Genomic DNA, 16475 nt, shown 5'->3' on the forward strand with positions numbered 1-16475 from the left:
GCTCCTCAAACCGGCTGCGGCTCGCCCTCGCGGTCGGGCGCGTTGAGATTGTCGATCTGGCGAAGCTGCGGGAAACCCGTGGCCCAGAGCACGACAACCGCAAGCGTGCCGATACCGCCGATGACGACGGCGGGGATCGCGCCGAAATAATGTGCCATGGTGCCGGCGCGGAATTCGCCGAGTTCGTTCGACGCGCCCACGAAGACCATGTTGACGGCATTGACGCGGCCGCGAACGTGATCGGGCGTCCAGAGCGTAATCAGCGTTTCGCGCACATAGACCGAGATCAGGTCGGACGCGCCCATGACGGCAAGCGCCGTTATCGACAGCCATGGCGTGTAGGAGATGCCAAAGACCAGCGTGCCCACACCAAACATGGCGACGCCGGCAAACATATAGAGGCCGGCGCGATGCCGGATGGGATAGGTCGCCAGAAACAGGCCCATGGCGATCGCGCCGAAGCTCGGCGCCGCGCGCAGGAGACCGAGTCCCCAGGGTCCAAGCGTCAGGATATCGCGCGCATAGACCGGCATCAGCGCCACAGCACCCCCGAGCAGCACGGCAAAGAGATCGAGCGAGACCGCGCCAAGCACCACTTTTTCCGACCAGATGAAGCGGAAGCCGGCAAGGATCTCGTTCATGCTTTTCGACTGATGCGCCGCACGCTGTTGCGGTTTCGGGATGAGATAGGTCAGTATCGAGCCGGCGGCCAGGAAAACGACGGCGACGGTATAGGACGCGCCGGCACTGACGCCATAGAGCAGGCCGCCCGCGACGGGTCCGAGAATGGCGGCCGCATCCCAGGACATCGAATTCCACGTCACCGCATTCGACAGATCCTGCGGCGGAATGAGATTGGGAGCGAGCGACTGCATTGCCGGCGTCATGAAGGCACGTTCGACGCCGAAGACGGCGAGGATCATGAAGACGAACAGGGGTGCAAAGGTGCCTGTGACGGTCAGGAAGAGCAGCGCCGCGGTGCAGAGCATACCGACGAAGATGCAGATCGCGGCAACCCTTCGCCTGTTGTAGCGATCGGCCACCGTGCCGGTGACAAGGATCAAGAGCAGGGAGGGCAAGAACTGCACGAGGCCGATCAGGCCGAGATAAACGGGATTGCCGGTGCGGTCGTACATCTGCCAGCCGACCGATACACTGACGATCTGGGTGGCGAAGGCCGTCAGAAACCGCGCGAAGAAGAAGTAGGTATAGGCGACGTGCCTGAAGGCGGCAAACCGGTCTCCGCTGGCGGCAAATGACATGGAACGAGACTTTCCGACGCGAAGGCCGGCGTAAACGCCGTCGCCAGCCATTTTAAACATGATTCAACATGCTTCGGAGCATGGGACTTGCCCGTTTAGTCGCCAATGTCTACATGTCTGTCAACCGCGAATTTGGAGACGGATATGCTCGCCTTATTTCAAACCATTGATCTTGCTTTGAATCTTTACACCTGGATATTGATCGCCAGCGCCATCTTTTCTTGGCTCCATGCATTCAACGTCATCAACTCGAGCAATCAGTTCGTCAATTCCGTCGGCAACTTCCTCTATGCTGTCACCGAGCCTGCCCTGCGCCCGATCCGCCGCATCCTGCCGGATCTCGGCGGCATCGACATCTCGCCGGTCATCCTGCTGCTGATCATCTTCTTCATCCGCTCGCTGATGTGGAATTCGATCGTCCCCTTGTTCCTGAGGTGAACAAACCCTGGCAGGCTTTCCCGGATCATCTCCGGCTTTCCGTGCGGCTTACGCCCAATGGCGGGCGTGACGCGATCGATGGACTGGAAACCGGCAGCGACGGCGATTGCTATTTGAAGGCGCGCGTCTCGGTCGCGCCGGAAAAGGGCAAGGCCAACAAGGCACTGATCGTGCTGCTTGCCAAAAGCCTCGGCATCCCCAAATCTTCACTCGCCTTGGTCGGTGGCGACACAGCGCGCAAAAAAATCCTCCGGATCGAGGGCGAACCGGAGGATCTGATAGGAAGGCTTTGCGCCGTAACCGAAGGCCGCTGATCAGGCCTTGGTGTTCTTGGCGCGTTCGATCGCTTCGAGAATGAGCTCGCCGGCTTCCTTCGAGCCCTTCCAGCCGAAGATCTTGACCCACTTGCCGGGCTCGAGATCCTTGTAGTGCTCGAAGAAATGCTCGATCTGCTTCACCGTGATCTCGGGCAGGTCGGTATATTCCTTGACCTTGTCATAGCGCATCGTCAGCTTCGGCGAGGGAACGGCGATGATCTTCTCGTCCTTGCCGGAATTGTCCTCCATCATCAGCACGCCGATCGGGCGGACATTGATGACGCAGCCCGGCACCAGCGGACGGGTGTTTGCGATCAGAACGTCGATCGGATCGCCGTCGTCGGAGAGCGTGTGCGGAACGAAGCCGTAATTGCCCGGATAGGTCATCGGCGTATAGAGGAAACGGTCGACGACCAGCGTGCCGGCCTCCTTGTCCATTTCGTACTTGATCGGATGACCGCCGACCGGCACTTCAACGATGACGTTGATGTCTTCGGGCGGGTTCTTGCCAATGGAAATCGCGTCGATACGCATACTTGTCCCCTAGATAAGGATGGTTGCCGCCAGCCAAATAATAGGATTCATCCCGCAACGCAACAACGCATCGGGAAAGAGGCGGATTTGCTGCATAATTTAAAGCGCCATAGCGACCTTTTGCGCGTCATATATGGCGCGCGGCGCTGTAGGTGCCGCTCAAGGCCAGACGAAACCGATCTTTCTCAGCTGCCTGTGATCGAAGGTTTCGATGCCTTCGCAGAAATCCGCGCCGCCCTGCCCACGATAGAAGCGGTAGGCATTGTCATTTTCCTCGAGGCACCAGACGACCAGCCCCTTGCAGCCGAGCGACTTCAGCAGCCGCCGTGCTTCGCCGAAAAGCATGCGCCCCAGGCCCAGCCCCTGATATTGCGGGCGCAGGTAGAGTTCGTAGATTTCGCCTTCCTGCGGCAGCGCACGAGCCCGGTTGAGGCCGAGCGTGGCATAGCCCGCGATCTCGCCGGCGACGTCCAGAACCAAGAGCGTTGCCGGACCGCTGGTCGCCTTGCGCCACCAGTTTTCGCCGCGACGCTCGATCATCTGGCCGAGGGCGCGATGCGGAATGATGCCGGCATAGGTGTACTGCCACGACTGGCGGTGCACCTCCGAAATGGCCCGGGCATCATGGGGTTCTGCCCGCCGAACATCAATCGACAACGTCTTCATAACGTCTACTCTGGTCTTACCAATGCGAATTAACCATCCTCATTCATAAAGATGGCGAACTTGCCCACAGGCTTTATCCGTGGATCATTAACGAAAATTAACGACTTTTTAACCTTTAGGACAAGGGCTCAAAAATCGAACACGCAAAATAAAACCCCGGCATGATGGCCGGGGTCTGATGATTCGAAGCAGTGCAGGCCTTGCCGTTAGGCAGTACGCGCCTTTTCGAAGCGCTTACGCTCGTTCGGGTCGAGATACATCTTGCGCAGGCGGATCGACTTCGGCGTGACTTCCATCAGCTCGTCGTCCTGGATCCAGGAAAGCGCGCGGTCGAGCGTCATGCGGATCGGCGGCGTCAGCTTCACAGCTTCATCCTTGCCGGCGGCGCGGATGTTGGTCAGCTGCTTACCCTTGAGCACGTTGACTTCGAGGTCGTTGTCGCGGGAATGAATGCCGATGATCATGCCGGCATAGACTTTCTCACCCGGTTCGATGATCATCGGACCGCGGTCTTCCAGGTTGAACATCGCGTAGGCGACGGCTTCGCCGGAAGCGTTGGAGAGCAGGACGCCGTTGGTGCGGCCGCCGATCGCGCCCTTATAGGGCTGATAGTCGTGGAACAGACGGTTCATGATGGCGGTGCCGCGCGTATCAGTCAGCAGTTCCGACTGATAGCCGATGAGACCGCGCGTCGGCGCAAAGAATTTCAGGCGCAGGCGATTGCCGCCGGACGGACGAAGCTCGACCATTTCGGCCTTGCGCTCGGACATCTTCTGCACGACGACACCGGAATGCTCTTCGTCGACGTCGATGACGACTTCTTCGATCGGCTCCAACATCTGGCCGGTGGCTTCGTCCTTGTGCATGACGACGCGCGGACGCGACACGGCAAGCTCGAAGCCCTCGCGGCGCATGGTTTCGATCAGAACGGCGAGCTGCAATTCGCCGCGGCCGGAAACGTAGAACGAATCCTTGCCTTCGGCTTCTTCGATCTTCAGCGCGACGTTGCCTTCGGCCTCCTTGAACAGGCGGTCGCGAATGACGCGCGAGGTAACCTTGTCGCCTTCGGTGCCAGCCAGCGGGCTGTCGTTAACGATAAAGGACATGGTGACGGTCGGCGGATCGATCGGCTGGGCATGCAGCGCCTCGGTAACGGATGGATCGCAGAATGTGTCGGCAACCGTACCCTTGGACAGGCCGGCGATAGCGACGATATCGCCTGCATGGGCTTCCTCGATCGGCGTGCGCTCGATGCCGCGGAAGGCGAGGATCTTGGAAATACGGCCGGTTTCGATCGGCTTGCCATCCTGGCCTAGAACCTTGACGGCCTGGTTCGGCTTGATCGAGCCGGAATGAATGCGGCCAGTGATGAGGCGGCCGAGGAAGGGATTGGATTCAAGAAGCGTGCCGATCATGCGGAACGCACCGTCTTCTTCGCCGACACTCGGCTCCGGCACATGCTTCAGCACGAGATCGAGAAGCGGGCCAAGGCCCTCTTCAACAGGGCCTTCCGGTGAATAGTTCATCCAGCCGGCGCGGCCCGAGCCGTAAAGGATCGGGAAATCGAGCTGCTCGTCGGTAGCGTCGAGCGCTGCGAATAGATCGAAGACTTCGTTGATGACTTCTTCGTGGCGAGCGTCCGGACGGTCGATCTTGTTGATCGCGACGATCGGGCGAAGGCCGACCTTCAGCGCCTTGCCGACGACGAACTTGGTCTGCGGCATCGGGCCTTCCGAGGAATCGACCAGCACGATCGCGCCATCCACCATCGAAAGGATACGCTCGACTTCGCCGCCGAAGTCGGCGTGGCCGGGCGTATCGACGATGTTGATGCGCGTGCCCTTCCAGACGACCGAAGTCGCCTTGGCGAGAATGGTAATGCCACGCTCTTTTTCCAGATCGTTCGAATCCATCATGCGCTCAACGGTGCGCTGGTTCTCGCGGAAGGAGCCGGACTGCTTCAGAAGCTCGTCGACGAGGGTGGTTTTCCCATGGTCAACGTGCGCGATGATCGCGATGTTGCGAAGTGCCATATGTCTTAATCTCTGAGGCTGGGGCGCAGTGTCTAGGAAACACGCCAATTGCATTTGGCGCGCTCATAGCCTTTTTTTCGCGATTGCGAAAGGGGGGAGGCAAGAAAGGGGCTGAAAGCTTGCCCTCACGCCCCCGAACACACCAATCTCGTGCTGGCCGACAGCAAAGCCTCCGCGCCGCCATGCAGGCAATATAAGCTGCATGCAGCGCCTCGACCGGGATTTTTGTGCCCTCGTCACGCAGCCCGCTTCAGCAGCCATGCATCATGATTCACCAGGAAAGCCTTGAGGCGATCGGAGTAGTCCTGCGTCACCGCATCTCGCACGCTTTGCCGCAAAGCCAATTCCCCGCGCCATGCCATGGCACGCGGCAACGCATCGAATATTCCCGTCGGTGTGATGGTGTCGAACACTTCGAAATAACGAAAGACGGGTGCGAAGACCGCATCAACCAGGCTGAACGCCTTACCGGCGAAAAACGGCCCGTCGTTCAGCTCGCCTTCGACACGATTGAACTTCTCGATGAGCGCCTTGCGCTTGACCTCATAGGTCTCCTCGTCCTTCGCAGTCTCGAACCCCCACAAGTCCGAAAGGATCGAGGAGCCAAACTCGATCCAGCCGCGATGGCGGGCACGTGCAAGCGGATCGGCCGGGTGGAGCCGAGCGCCAGACTGTGTTTCCTCGAGATATTCGCAGATCACCGCGCTTTCGAACAATACCGTTTCTGACCCGTCGCCCTGCCGCACGATCAGGAGGGGCACCTTACCGAGCGGAGAAATGGCAAGAAACCAGCCGGGCTTTGCCGACAGATCGACATAGCGAATCTCAAATGGCACGGCCTTTTCAGCAAGTGTGATGGCCGCCCGCTGAACGTAGGGGCAGAGGTAGTGGCTGACGAGAATCAGCTTTCCATCGGACATGGTCAAATCTCCAGAGGCTTCGTTTCAGGTAGATGTAATTGCATCTATATCTGGCCTTGCCACGGTCGTCAATATAGATGTAATTGCATCCATGTCCGATTGTTCAGAAGCCTCCCCAGCAAAGCCCTCCCCTGCCATCACGCGAGCATGGGTGCATCTCATGCGTGCTCAGCAAATCACCCTCGCGGCAATCGAGCAGGACTTGAAGGCAGCCGACATGCCGCCGCTTGGCTGGTATGACGTGCTGCTGGAGCTGTCGCGGACCACGGACGGCAGATTGCGGCCCTATGAGATCGAGGAGCGTACGCTGCTCGCCCAGCATAATCTCTCCCGTCTTCTCGACCGGATGGAAAAGGCTGGTTTTGTTCGCCGTGAAGTATTTTCCGAGGACGGACGAGGTCGCTGGGTGGTTATCACCGAGGCGGGAAGTGCGATGCGGAACCGCCTATGGACCGTCTATGCCTCGGCGCTCCAACGCCACCTGGGCGATAAGCTGGACGACGCCCAAGCCGATCAGCTGGCCGAGCTGTTAGCCGTGCTTTTGCGCAAATCCTGATTTGCAAGGCAAAACCGATCCGAACCAAACACGGTCGCAAAGTCGATCGCGAAAGTTGACCTTCCACGACGGACCTTGCAACACGCCCAAGGTGGGGAATCAGGCCGCCAGCCCCTTCTTCCTCAGCATCGCATCCGGGCTCGGCAGCTTGCCGCGGAAGGCCTTGTAGGCATCTTCCGGATCGATCGAACCGCCGACGGAATAGATATTGGACTTGAGCTTCCCGGCCATGTCGGAATTGAAGGCGTCGCCGGTTTCCTCGAAGGCGGCGAAGGCGTCGGCGTCGAGCACTTCCGACCACATGTAGGAATAGTAGCCCGCCGAATAGCCGTCGCCGGAAAACACATGCTGGAAGTGCGGCGTCGCGTGGCGCATGACGATCGATTTCGGCATGCCGATCTCGGCAAGCACCTCCCCCTGCATCGCCATTGGGTCGTCGACAACACCTCGAGTGTGGAATGCCATGTCGACTAGGGCCGAGGAGGTGAATTCGACCGTATTGAACCCGGCATTGAAGGTGCGGGCGGCCAGTACCTTGTCGAGCAGCGCCTGCGGGATCGGCTCGCCGGTCTCGTAGTGGACGGCATATTCCTTGAGGATGGCGGGCACGGTCAGCCAGTGCTCGTAGAGCTGCGACGGCAACTCTACGAAATCGCGCGAAACGCCGGTGCCCGAAACAGAGGGATAGGTGACATTGGAAAGCATTCCGTGCAGCGCATGGCCGAACTCGTGGAACAGCGTGCGCGCGTCGTCAAGCGACAGCAGCGCCGGCTTGCCCTTCGCCGGCTTGGCGAAGTTGCAGACATTGTAGATGATCGGCAGCTCGCCGATTTCGCCGCTCTTCAGCGGCAGCTTGTGCTGCGACTGAAACGAACTCATCCATGCGCCGGAGCGCTTGGAGCTGCGCGCGAAATAGTCGCCGAGAAACAGGGCGACGAGCTTGTCGGAGCGGTCGCGGATCTCGAAGACACGGACATCGGGATGATAGGCGGGAACGCCCTTCTGCTCGACGGCCCGAATGCCGAAAAGGCGGCCGGCGACATCGAAGCAGGCGGCGATGATCTTTTCCAGCTGCAGATAGGGCTTCAGCTCTGTTTCGGAGAAATCGAACTTCCGCGTGCGGATCTTCTCGGCATAATGCCGCCAATCCCAGGGCATGACCTCATGATTGCGGCCTTCCTCCGCGATCAAGCCGGCAATATCCTTTTCTTCTTCCGCAGCGCGTGCGGCCGCTTTCGCCCATACGGTCATCAGCAGATCGTTCACGGCCGTCGGCGTCTTCGCCATGGTGTTGTCGAGCTTCAGTTCCGCGAAGTTGGCGTAGCCGAGCAGCTTCGCCTTCTCTGCCCGAAGCGCCAGCGTTTCACGAACGATCTTGCGGTTGTCCGTCTTGCCGCCATTAGCGCCGCGAGCGATCCAGGCGTTGAAGGCCTGCTCGCGCAAATCGCGTCGTTCGGACGAGGTGAGGAACGGCTCGATGATCGAGCGTGACAAGGTGACCGCATATTTGCCCTCTTCGCCGCGTTCGCGCGCCGCCGCCGCCATCGCATCGCGCAAATAGTCCGGAAGACCCGCAAGATCGGCCTCCTCCGACAGAAGCAGTGCCCAATCCTTTTCATCCGCCAGCACATTCTGGCCGAATTGTGCGCCGAGGCCCGCGAGCGTCTCGTTGATGACAGACAGGCGCTCCTGCTCTGCCTTCGGCAGCTTGGCGCCCGACTTGACGAAGCCCTTCCAATGCCGCTCCAGCACGCGGGTTTCTTCAAGCGTCAGCCCGAGAGCCTCGCGCCCCTCCCAAAGAGCATCAAGGCGGGCAAAGAGCGCCGCATTCGTGCCGATCTTCGAATAATGCCGGGCCATCTTCGGCGCGATCTCGCGCTCCAGCGCCTGGATCGTCTCGTTCGTATGGGCGCCGGCCTTGTTCCAGAAAAGCGCCGAGATACGCGACAGCTCGTCGCCGGCGATTTCCAGCGCCGTCACCGTATTGGCGAAAGTCACCGCCTCGCTGTTGCCGGCGATCGCGTCGATCTCCGCTTCATGCGAAGCAAGTGCCGCGTCGAAGGCAGCGGCAAAATCCGTATCCTTTACTGCGTCGAAACGCGGCAGCCCCTGATGTCCGGTCCATTCGGTGAGCGCAGGATTGACGGCGGTAAGGGAAGACATGCAAGGCATCCTTTCGACAGCATCTGATCGAAGCACGATATAAGGCTACTCCCGCCGAATTGGTATGGCGCGGAGCTGAACAAATTGAATGAGGGCGATCAGGCCTTGCGCCAGCCAAGCAGGCCGGGCGTGGCGTGCCAAAGCGCCTGGGCCGCGAAGCCCATGAAGAGCACGCCCGAGCATCGCACGATCAACCGCTCATGCGCGCGATAGAAGCGCCGGACGGCGCTGGCGCCGATAATGCTGATCAGGATGAGATCGGCAGTGATGAAACCGGCAAGGGAAACGGCGAGCAGCAGCGGCAGCGCGCTGAAGGTCAGCGCGCCGGCGGAGCCTGCGACAAGTGCCGTGAAGGTCGCCAGGGCCACGGGATATCCCTTGGGATTGGTGACGCCGAAAATCAGGCCACGGCGGAAGGGCCGCTCGACATTGACGAGCGATTTGCCTTCGCCCTTCGGCTTGGCGGTCACCGCGCTCCAGCCGATCCAGGCAAGATAGAAGCCACACAGCAATCCCAGCATATCGAAGACGAAGGTGCCGATGGTCTTTGCGCCGACAATGGCGACCAATGCAAGCGTGGACCAGACGAGATCGCCGAGCAGATGGCCGCTGACGAAGAATGCGCCCGCCTTGCGCCCCTGCCCTGCGCCGATACCGAGCAGCGCCAGAAATGCAGGGCCGGGAATGAGGACATAGAAAAGCGCGGCCAGAAAGGCACCGACAACAAGCGATTGTGTCATGATGGGTGTTCCCGCTGTTAATCGCGCGAGAGTAGCAATCTGCGGAACCCGGTCAAGCAGCAGCGCGTTTTCTGGCAGAAGAAGTCGTTGTGTTCATGGGATGAAGTCAATAAGAACGTAGTGGGGCCTAAAAATTAAAGAGCGTAGGTAGGGAAGCGCTTATGAACAGCAGGATTAATACGGATTCGCTCGCCTTTCTTGTGAGCGATTGCGCCCGACTGATCAGGACGGCCTTTGAGCGACGCATTCTTGTCGCCGGGCTTGGACTGACGGCGGGCGAAGCACGGACGCTGATGCAGGTCGCCGCCATCAATGGCAGTCGCCAGCTCGACATCGCCTCCCGGATGGGGCTGGAGCCGATGACGGTCAGCGCCTTTCTGGACAAGCTGCAGGCGCGCGGCTTGATCGAACGCCAGCCAGACCCACTCGATCGCCGCGCCAAGCGGATCGTGCTTTCGGAATCGGCCGACGCCAAGCTGAAGCAGATCGACAGAGAAGTCTGCGAAGTCGAACGCAGTGCGACGCAAGGCTTCGACAAAGACCTTCAACTTCAGTTGCATGACACGCTCTGTACCTTCCGCAGCAATCTGCAGAAGGCCGAAGCGCCGGCTGAAATCGAACGCGAATTACGGCCGGTCGATTAACTCCGGGCGCCGCTTTCCATATAAGAAAGCCCGCCTCCGGCGACCGGAAGCGGGCTCTTCAGCATGCAAGGTATCGATTATTTCGATAGATTGCGCTTGGCGAGCGTGCGCAGGCGCAGCGCATTCAGCTTGATGAAGCCGGCCGCGTCCTTCTGGTCGTAGGCACCCTGGTCGTCCTCGAAGGTGACGAGCTTGTCGGAGTAAAGTGACTTCGGGCTCTCGCGGCCGATGGTCATGACATTGCCCTTGTAGAGCTTCAGCGTCACCTCGCCTTCGACATGCTCCTGGCTCTTGTCGATGAGCGCCTGCAGCATTTCGCGCTCCGGCGAGAACCAGAAACCGTAATAGATCAGCTCGGCATAGCGCGGCATCAGCTCGTCCTTGAGGTGCGCGGCACCGCGGTCGAGCGTGATGGATTCGATGGCGCGATGAGCCGCAAGCAGGATCGTGCCGCCGGGCGTTTCGTAGACGCCGCGCGACTTCATGCCGACGAAGCGGTTTTCGACGAGGTCGAGGCGGCCGATGCCGTTGTCGCGGCCGTACTCGTTCAGCTTCGCGAGCAGCGTTGCCGGGCTCAGGCGCTGGCCGTTGATCGAAACGGCATCACCCTTTTCGAAGCCGATCTTGATGATCGTCGCCTTGTCGGGAGCGGCTTCCGGCGAAATCGTGCGCATATGCACATATTCGGGCGCTTCCTGCGACGGATCTTCCAGAACTTTGCCTTCGGAAGAAGAGTGCAGCAGGTTGGCATCGACGGAGAAAGGCGCTTCGCCCTTCTTGTCCTTGGCAACCGGGATCTGATGCTTTTCGGCGAATTCGAGCAGATCGGTCCGGCTCTTGAACGACCAGTCGCGCCAGGGTGCAATGATCTTGATATCCGGGTTCAGCGCATAGGCCGACAGTTCGAAACGAACCTGGTCGTTGCCCTTGCCGGTCGCGCCGTGCGCGATGGCATCGGCGCCGGTCTTCTTGGCGATCTCGATCAGATGCTTGGAGATCAGCGGACGGGCAATCGACGTGCCGAGGAGATAAACGCCTTCATAGACGGCGTTGGCGCGGAACATCGGAAAGACGAAATCGCGCACGAATTCCTCGCGCACGTCCTCGATATAGATTTCCTTGATGCCAAGCAGCTCGGCCTTCTTGCGCGCCGGCTCAAGCTCTTCGCCCTGGCCGAGATCGGCGGTGAAGGTCACGACTTCCGCACCCAGCTCCGTCTGCAGCCACTTCAGGATAATCGAGGTGTCGAGACCGCCTGAATAGGCGAGAACGACTTTCTTCACGTCTTTATGTGATGCCATGATGAGTTCCGTTTCGAGGCGGGCCAAAGGAAAGGCCCGCAAACCTGTATCGCGGAACTTTTAGCGAGATTATCGTGAGGCGCAAGGGGAAGTGCGAGTGGGATGTTTCGCGGGGCAGCGTCAGAGATGAGCCCCGATATTCATCCGCCGATACAGGATGCGGATGATTGTGACGACACGCTCATCGTCTCTGTAGACGATGAAATGCGATCCGCAAGTCGAGACGAGATGTTCGGACTTGAGGCCTTCGATGGCGCGGCCGCGTTTTATTCCGCTTGCCAGTGCGGGGAAACATTCAACCATTTCGTTGTAATAGGCATCGGCCTGATGAAGGGGCCATCTCTCTTGTGTGTAGCGCCAAATCGCCTCAAGATCCTACCGCGCTTTCGGCAGAATTTTATATGCGCGACTTTCAGCGGGCATATTTCCGATGCATCTCCTTGAGAAATTCGGCACCGTCGAAGTCCTGCGGCTCGCCGGACTCTTCACCTTCTTTTATCGCGTCGGCAATGGCCTCCAACTCTGCCTGATGGCGCAGAAGTTTGAGCGCGGCGGCGATGACTTCGCTTGGAGACCCATATTGGCCATGGCTGATCTGCTGGCCGATGAACACATCCATTTGCTCGTCGATCTCTACGGATACATGTTTTGTCACGGGCGCGACCTCCGACCGTTTGACTTGGTTGCCGAAACTACCATATTCGGCGGCGACCGAACAATGCCTGAGGAGGGCGCCGCTCGTGACCGATATTCAAGACATTTTCAAGAAATCCAATGTTGCCGTCATCACCGGAGGCGCTTCCGGCATCGGCTTCGCCGCCGCGAAATATTTCGCTTCGCTCGGCATGAGTGTCGTCATCGCCGATCTCGGCGGCGACCGGTTGGCGGAAGCCAGCGCCGAACTCAAGACGATCACGGGCGAAGAGCACGTTATGGCCATCGAGACCGATGTCGCCAGCAAGGATTCGTTGGAAGCGCTGGAGCGTGCCGTCCTGCAGCGTTTCGGCCGGGTGCATGTGCTGATGAACAATGCCGGCATCGGACCGGAAACCTCGATCTTCAGCGCGCAAGCCGGTTGGGACGCCATCCTCGGCGTCAATCTGCTTGGCGTCGTCAACGGCACGCGCGTCTTCGGACCCGGCATGCTGGCGCATGGCGAACCGGGTGTCATCATCAACACCGGCTCCAAGCAGGGCATCACCACGCCTCCAGGCAATCCCGCCTACAATGTCTCGAAGGCCGGCGTGAAGGTCTTCACCGAAGCGCTGCAGCACGAACTGCGCAATACCGAAGGCGCGAAGATATCGGCCCATCTTCTCATCCCTGGCTTCGTCTTCACCGGGCTTACCAAAGGTGAGCGCAGGGAAAAGCCCGCCGGCGCCTGGACGCCGGAGCAGACGGTCGAGTTCATGGTGGAAAGCCTGACGCGCGGCGATTTCTATATTCTCTGCCCCGACAACGATGTCGCCCGCCCGACGGATGAGCGCCGCATGCTCTGGGCAGCCGGCGATATCGTCGAGAACCGCCCACCGCTGTCGCGCTGGCACCCAGACTATGCCGATCAATTCAAGGCCTTCCTCGAAAAGAAGGATTGATTTGCAATCCCCCGAAAGCCGGATAAGAAAACGCTAAGCACCATAATCCGGCTTTCGGAGCGACTATCATGGATTTCATACCAAGCCTGCCGACCCTCCTCGCCTTTGCGGCAGCGAGCCTGTTGCTGGCCATGACGCCCGGCCCCGACATGACGTTGTCGATCAGCCGCGCGCTCGCACAGGGCAAGAAGCCGGCGCTCTTCGTCGTGCTTGGCACCAGCCTCGGCGTCATCGTCCACACCTGCCTGGTGGCCTTCGGCATTTCGGCGCTGATAACGGCCTCTCCGCTTGCCTTCACCATGCTCAAGACCGGGGGCGCTGCCTATCTGCTGTGGCTGGCGATCCAGGCGATCCGCTTCGGCTCCAGCCTGTCGGTCAAAAAGGTCGATGCTATCAGGGGCACGCCGCTTGCCAATATTTCAACCGGCTTCTGGGTCAATCTGCTGAACCCGAAGGTCATCATCTTCTTCATGACCTTCCTGCCGCAGTTCGTCACGGCAGGCGATCCGGCCGTCACGCACAAGCTGCTCTTCCTCGGCTTCTTCTTCATCGTCATCGGCATGCCGGTGAACATGCTCGTCGTTCTTGCTGCCGACGGCCTGTCGTCATGGCTGCAGAGGAACCGCGGCGTGATGCGCGGCCTCGACTACACCTTTGCCGGCGTCTTTTCGATTTTCGCGATGAAGATCTTCTTCACTCAGGCTCGTTGAGCATCGGACAGCGACCCGCAAACCGGCCGGCAATCCACCAATAGACGGTGGCGCTGGCTGTGCCCAGGAAGGCGAAGCAGACCGCAATGGTGATCAGATTGAGGGTCTGCGGCCTTTCCACGCCGCCGGAAATCAGGATGGAAGCCACGGAAGACAGAATGGCCCCGTAGATCGCATAGCCGTACCAGCGGCGAACCCGCCGCCACTCGAGAATGGGGATGACGACCAGGGACGGCAGGATGCTGACGATCATGGCGACCTTCGTCAGCCCGACGGTGAGAACGAAAAGCTCGGGCGCCGCGGTCTCCGGCACTGTCCATGCGGCGGCGCAGGCCAGCACGAAGCCCATCAGAACGCAAGCGGCGAGATAGCCCCATAAGAGCCGTATCGGCTTGCGCAGTCCGAGAAGCATCGATCTCAATCCTCGCCGTGGTTGGCGATCATCATTGCTTCGAAAGCCAATCGCTCCGTCTTGCGCATGCGCTCCGACTCCGACTTCAGCTGACCGCAGGCGGCGAGAATGTCGCGCCCGCGCGGCGTGCGGATCGGCGAGGCATAGCCGGCCGAATTGATGAAATCGGCGAACTTCTCGATCTGCTCCCAGTCGGAACACTGGTAGTTCGTGCCGGGCCAGGGATTGAACGGGATCAAATTGATCTTGGCGGGAATGCCCTTCAGGAGCTGGATCAGGCCTTTCGCGTCTTCCAGACTGTCGTTGACGCCCTTCAGCATCACATATTCGAAGGTGATGCGCCGGGCGTTCGACAGGCCGGGATAGGCACGGCAGGCGTCCATCAATTCCTTCAACGGATACTTCTTGTTGATCGGCACGAGCATGTCGCGCAGATCGTCGCGCACCGCATGCAGCGAGATTGCCAGCATGACGCCGATCTCGTCACCGGTGCGATAGATTTCCGGAACGACACCCGAGGTCGAAAGCGTAATGCGCCGCTTGGAAAGAGAAAGGCCGTCTCCGTCAGATGCAATCAGCAGCGCCGTCTTGACGCTGTCGAAATTATAGAGCGGCTCGCCCATGCCCATCATGACGATATTGCTGACCTTGCGTCCCTCAGCCGGCATGATCGTGCCTTGCGGTGCTTCACGATCCGGGAAATCGCCGAGCCGGTCGCGCGCCAGAAGCAGCTGCGACAGGATTTCCTCCGCCGTCAGGTTGCGCACCAAACGCTGCGTGCCGGTATGACAGAAGGAACAGGTGAGCGAACAGCCGACCTGGCTGGAAATGCAGAGGGTGCCGCGGCCTTCTTCGGGAATATAGACGGCCTCGATCTCGACAGGGCGGCCGGCGCCGCGCGGCGGAAAACGCAGCAGCCATTTGCGCGTGCCGTCATTGGAGACCTGTTCCTCGACGATCTCGGGGCGCGCGATGGTGAAATGCGTCTTCAGCATTTCGCGCATGTCCTTCGAGACATTCGCCATGGCATCGAAATCGGAGACGCCGCGCACGTAGATCCAGTTCCAGAGCTGGCTGACGCGCATCTTGATCTGCTTGTCGGCGACACCCTTTTCCTTGAGGGCGGCGCCCATTTCTTCGCGCGTCAGGCCGATCAGCGACGGCTTCGGCGAAAGCTCCACAGGCTGCGACATGGGCATCGGCTTAAGCCTGGAGGGGGTTATGACATCGGTGGCGGACATGGGATCGTTCCAACGGTTCACATCGGCGATGCCGCAAAAGCTGGCGATAGCTGCGGATGCGGGCAAGGCACGAAAATCTGAAGATTCATGCGGTGGCGGGACAAGCTGTCTGCCGGACACCTGCTGTTGGCGCGGCCTTTAGCATTAATTTCCGCTCGCGTCATCCCTTTCCCTAAAAAGCGAAAGTCTGGCCGCTAAAAGCAAAAGGCCGGTCGAATTGACCGGCCTTGTTACTACGGTCGCGGCATTAGCGCGATCACGTTTCCGTGATCCCTCGGCCTTCGATCTTACTTGCAGTTTTCGACCTGCTTGAGCGCAGCGCTGACGCCCTTCAGTGAATAGGTGTAGGAGGTCGCCGTGCCCTTCTTCGAGGTCGCCGAGACCTTCAGCGAATGGCCTGATTTCAGTGCGGCAACCAGGGCCGGCTCCTGCGCGGCGTTTTCGACCCAGGCGGCCTTGTCCTTGGTGAACATCACGAAGGTCTTGTTGTCGATGACGACGTCGACCTTGGAATTCTCCTTGAGCGGATAACCCATCATCGCCTGCGGCTCATAGGAAATATTCTGGCCCGGGCGTTGCGACACAATGAAGAAATTGTCGCCATGGTCGATGCCCGACGTCGGCGCCTTCGCTGTCGGCACGGAGAGAACGTAGCAGACCTTGCCGCCGGCCGACTGGTAGGAATAAGCGCCCCAGGCGTCGAACTGCTGGATGCGCGTGGGAGCTGCCGGCGCTGCGGCTGTCGCTGCCGGTGGCTGCTGCGTCTGCTTCTGCTTCTTGGTCTGCGCGGACGCGATGCCGGTTCCGGCCAGAACGAGCGAGAGGGCGATTGCGAAGCTTTTTACAAACATGGTTTCCTGCCGATTTCTTGCGATCCAGAGCGCATGGCGATTCGATTGAGGCACGCCTGTGCTCGTGAGCTGCCTTATTTTGACTTTATTCA

General features: G+C 59.8%; 19 protein-coding genes. 6 read left to right on the forward strand and 13 right to left on the reverse strand.

Annotation, left to right across the window (positions count from 1 at the left end):
* Positions 1–5: 5 nt before the first annotated feature.
* Complete coding sequence (locus HGP12_RS10245) at positions 6–1262, reverse strand: MFS transporter (RefSeq protein ID WP_168878824.1); 1257 nt, start codon at positions 1260–1262, stop codon at positions 6–8.
* Between the two features lie 144 nt (positions 1263–1406).
* Here HGP12_RS10245 and HGP12_RS10250 point away from each other — a divergent pair, with 144 nt between their 5' ends.
* Complete coding sequence (locus HGP12_RS10250; RefSeq protein ID WP_149635930.1) at positions 1407–1700, forward strand: YggT family protein; 294 nt, start codon at positions 1407–1409, stop codon at positions 1698–1700.
* The gene (locus HGP12_RS10255) at positions 1697–2014 is read left to right on the forward strand and encodes a DUF167 domain-containing protein (protein ID WP_168839911.1); all 318 of its coding nucleotides are present in this window, start codon (positions 1697–1699) and stop codon (positions 2012–2014) included. Before HGP12_RS10250 ends, HGP12_RS10255 begins: the two co-directional genes overlap by 4 nt.
* On the opposite strand, the gene ppa is transcribed toward HGP12_RS10255, so the two are convergent.
* From ppa to HGP12_RS10275, 4 genes are all read right to left on the reverse strand, one after another.
* Positions 2015–2551, reverse strand: coding sequence for an inorganic diphosphatase (ppa, locus tag HGP12_RS10260; RefSeq protein WP_149635932.1), 537 nt, complete (start codon positions 2549–2551; stop codon positions 2015–2017). It abuts the gene before it with no gap.
* Positions 2552–2710: 159 nt separating this feature from the next.
* A complete protein-coding gene (locus HGP12_RS10265; RefSeq protein ID WP_168839910.1) occupies positions 2711–3217 on the reverse strand; it encodes a GNAT family N-acetyltransferase in 507 nt (168 codons plus the stop codon).
* A gap of 206 nt (positions 3218–3423) precedes the next feature.
* Entirely contained in the window at positions 3424–5250 is a 1827-nt protein-coding gene (gene typA, locus HGP12_RS10270) for a translational GTPase TypA (RefSeq protein WP_168839909.1), read from the reverse strand.
* Between the two features lie 236 nt (positions 5251–5486).
* Entirely contained in the window at positions 5487–6170 is a 684-nt protein-coding gene (locus tag HGP12_RS10275) for a glutathione S-transferase family protein (RefSeq protein ID WP_168839908.1), read from the reverse strand.
* A 91-nt stretch (positions 6171–6261) separates the two neighbouring features.
* Between HGP12_RS10275 and HGP12_RS10280 the strand changes: the two genes are divergently transcribed.
* The gene (locus HGP12_RS10280; protein ID WP_168840079.1) at positions 6262–6726 is read left to right on the forward strand and encodes a MarR family winged helix-turn-helix transcriptional regulator; all 465 of its coding nucleotides are present in this window, start codon (positions 6262–6264) and stop codon (positions 6724–6726) included.
* Positions 6727–6825: 99 nt separating this feature from the next.
* On the opposite strand, the gene HGP12_RS10285 is transcribed toward HGP12_RS10280, so the two are convergent.
* Together HGP12_RS10285 and HGP12_RS10290 are read right to left on the reverse strand one after the other, a co-directional pair.
* Positions 6826–8889, reverse strand: a complete 2064-nt coding sequence (locus tag HGP12_RS10285; RefSeq protein WP_168839907.1) for a M3 family metallopeptidase — start codon at positions 8887–8889, stop codon at positions 6826–6828.
* A 98-nt stretch (positions 8890–8987) separates the two neighbouring features.
* Entirely contained in the window at positions 8988–9629 is a 642-nt protein-coding gene (locus HGP12_RS10290) for a LysE family translocator (protein WP_168839906.1), read from the reverse strand.
* 161 nt (positions 9630–9790) lie between these two features.
* Between HGP12_RS10290 and HGP12_RS10295 the strand changes: the two genes are divergently transcribed.
* A complete protein-coding gene (locus tag HGP12_RS10295; RefSeq protein ID WP_168839905.1) occupies positions 9791–10273 on the forward strand; it encodes a MarR family winged helix-turn-helix transcriptional regulator in 483 nt (160 codons plus the stop codon).
* A gap of 77 nt (positions 10274–10350) precedes the next feature.
* On the opposite strand, the gene HGP12_RS10300 is transcribed toward HGP12_RS10295, so the two are convergent.
* The 3 genes from HGP12_RS10300 to HGP12_RS10310 form a co-directional block, all read right to left on the reverse strand.
* Entirely contained in the window at positions 10351–11574 is a 1224-nt protein-coding gene (locus HGP12_RS10300; RefSeq protein ID WP_168839904.1) for an argininosuccinate synthase, read from the reverse strand.
* A 120-nt stretch (positions 11575–11694) separates the two neighbouring features.
* Positions 11695–11937, reverse strand: coding sequence for a type II toxin-antitoxin system RelE/ParE family toxin (locus tag HGP12_RS34765; protein ID WP_168840078.1), 243 nt, complete (start codon positions 11935–11937; stop codon positions 11695–11697).
* A 49-nt stretch (positions 11938–11986) separates the two neighbouring features.
* Positions 11987–12229, reverse strand: a complete 243-nt coding sequence (locus HGP12_RS10310; RefSeq protein WP_168839903.1) for a type II toxin-antitoxin system ParD family antitoxin — start codon at positions 12227–12229, stop codon at positions 11987–11989.
* A gap of 85 nt (positions 12230–12314) precedes the next feature.
* Here HGP12_RS10310 and HGP12_RS10315 point away from each other — a divergent pair, with 85 nt between their 5' ends.
* Both HGP12_RS10315 and HGP12_RS10320 read left to right on the forward strand, forming a co-directional pair.
* Entirely contained in the window at positions 12315–13169 is an 855-nt protein-coding gene (locus tag HGP12_RS10315; protein ID WP_168839902.1) for an SDR family NAD(P)-dependent oxidoreductase, read from the forward strand.
* A 68-nt stretch (positions 13170–13237) separates the two neighbouring features.
* Positions 13238–13879 carry a LysE family translocator gene (locus HGP12_RS10320; protein WP_168839901.1) on the forward strand — a complete coding sequence of 214 codons (642 nt, stop codon included), beginning with the start codon at positions 13238–13240 and terminating at the stop codon, positions 13877–13879.
* On the opposite strand, the gene HGP12_RS10325 is transcribed toward HGP12_RS10320, so the two are convergent.
* The 3 genes from HGP12_RS10325 to HGP12_RS10335 all read right to left on the reverse strand — a co-directional run bounded on the left by HGP12_RS10325 (position 13863) and on the right by HGP12_RS10335 (position 16383).
* Complete coding sequence (locus HGP12_RS10325; protein ID WP_168839900.1) at positions 13863–14291, reverse strand: hypothetical protein; 429 nt, start codon at positions 14289–14291, stop codon at positions 13863–13865. The two genes, HGP12_RS10320 and HGP12_RS10325, sit on opposite strands and share 17 nt — an antisense overlap.
* A 5-nt stretch (positions 14292–14296) precedes the next feature.
* Positions 14297–15532 (reverse strand): 23S rRNA (adenine(2503)-C(2))-methyltransferase RlmN, encoded by a 1236-nt coding sequence (rlmN, locus tag HGP12_RS10330; RefSeq protein ID WP_168839899.1) that lies wholly within the window; start codon positions 15530–15532, stop codon positions 14297–14299.
* Positions 15533–15819: 287 nt separating this feature from the next.
* Positions 15820–16383 carry an invasion associated locus B family protein gene (locus HGP12_RS10335; protein WP_168839898.1) on the reverse strand — a complete coding sequence of 188 codons (564 nt, stop codon included), beginning with the start codon at positions 16381–16383 and terminating at the stop codon, positions 15820–15822.
* Between the last annotated feature and the right edge of the window lie 92 nt (positions 16384–16475).

The sequence above is a fragment of the Rhizobium sp. P28RR-XV genome (assembly GCF_012641385.1).
GTDB lineage: Bacteria > Pseudomonadota > Alphaproteobacteria > Rhizobiales > Rhizobiaceae > Rhizobium.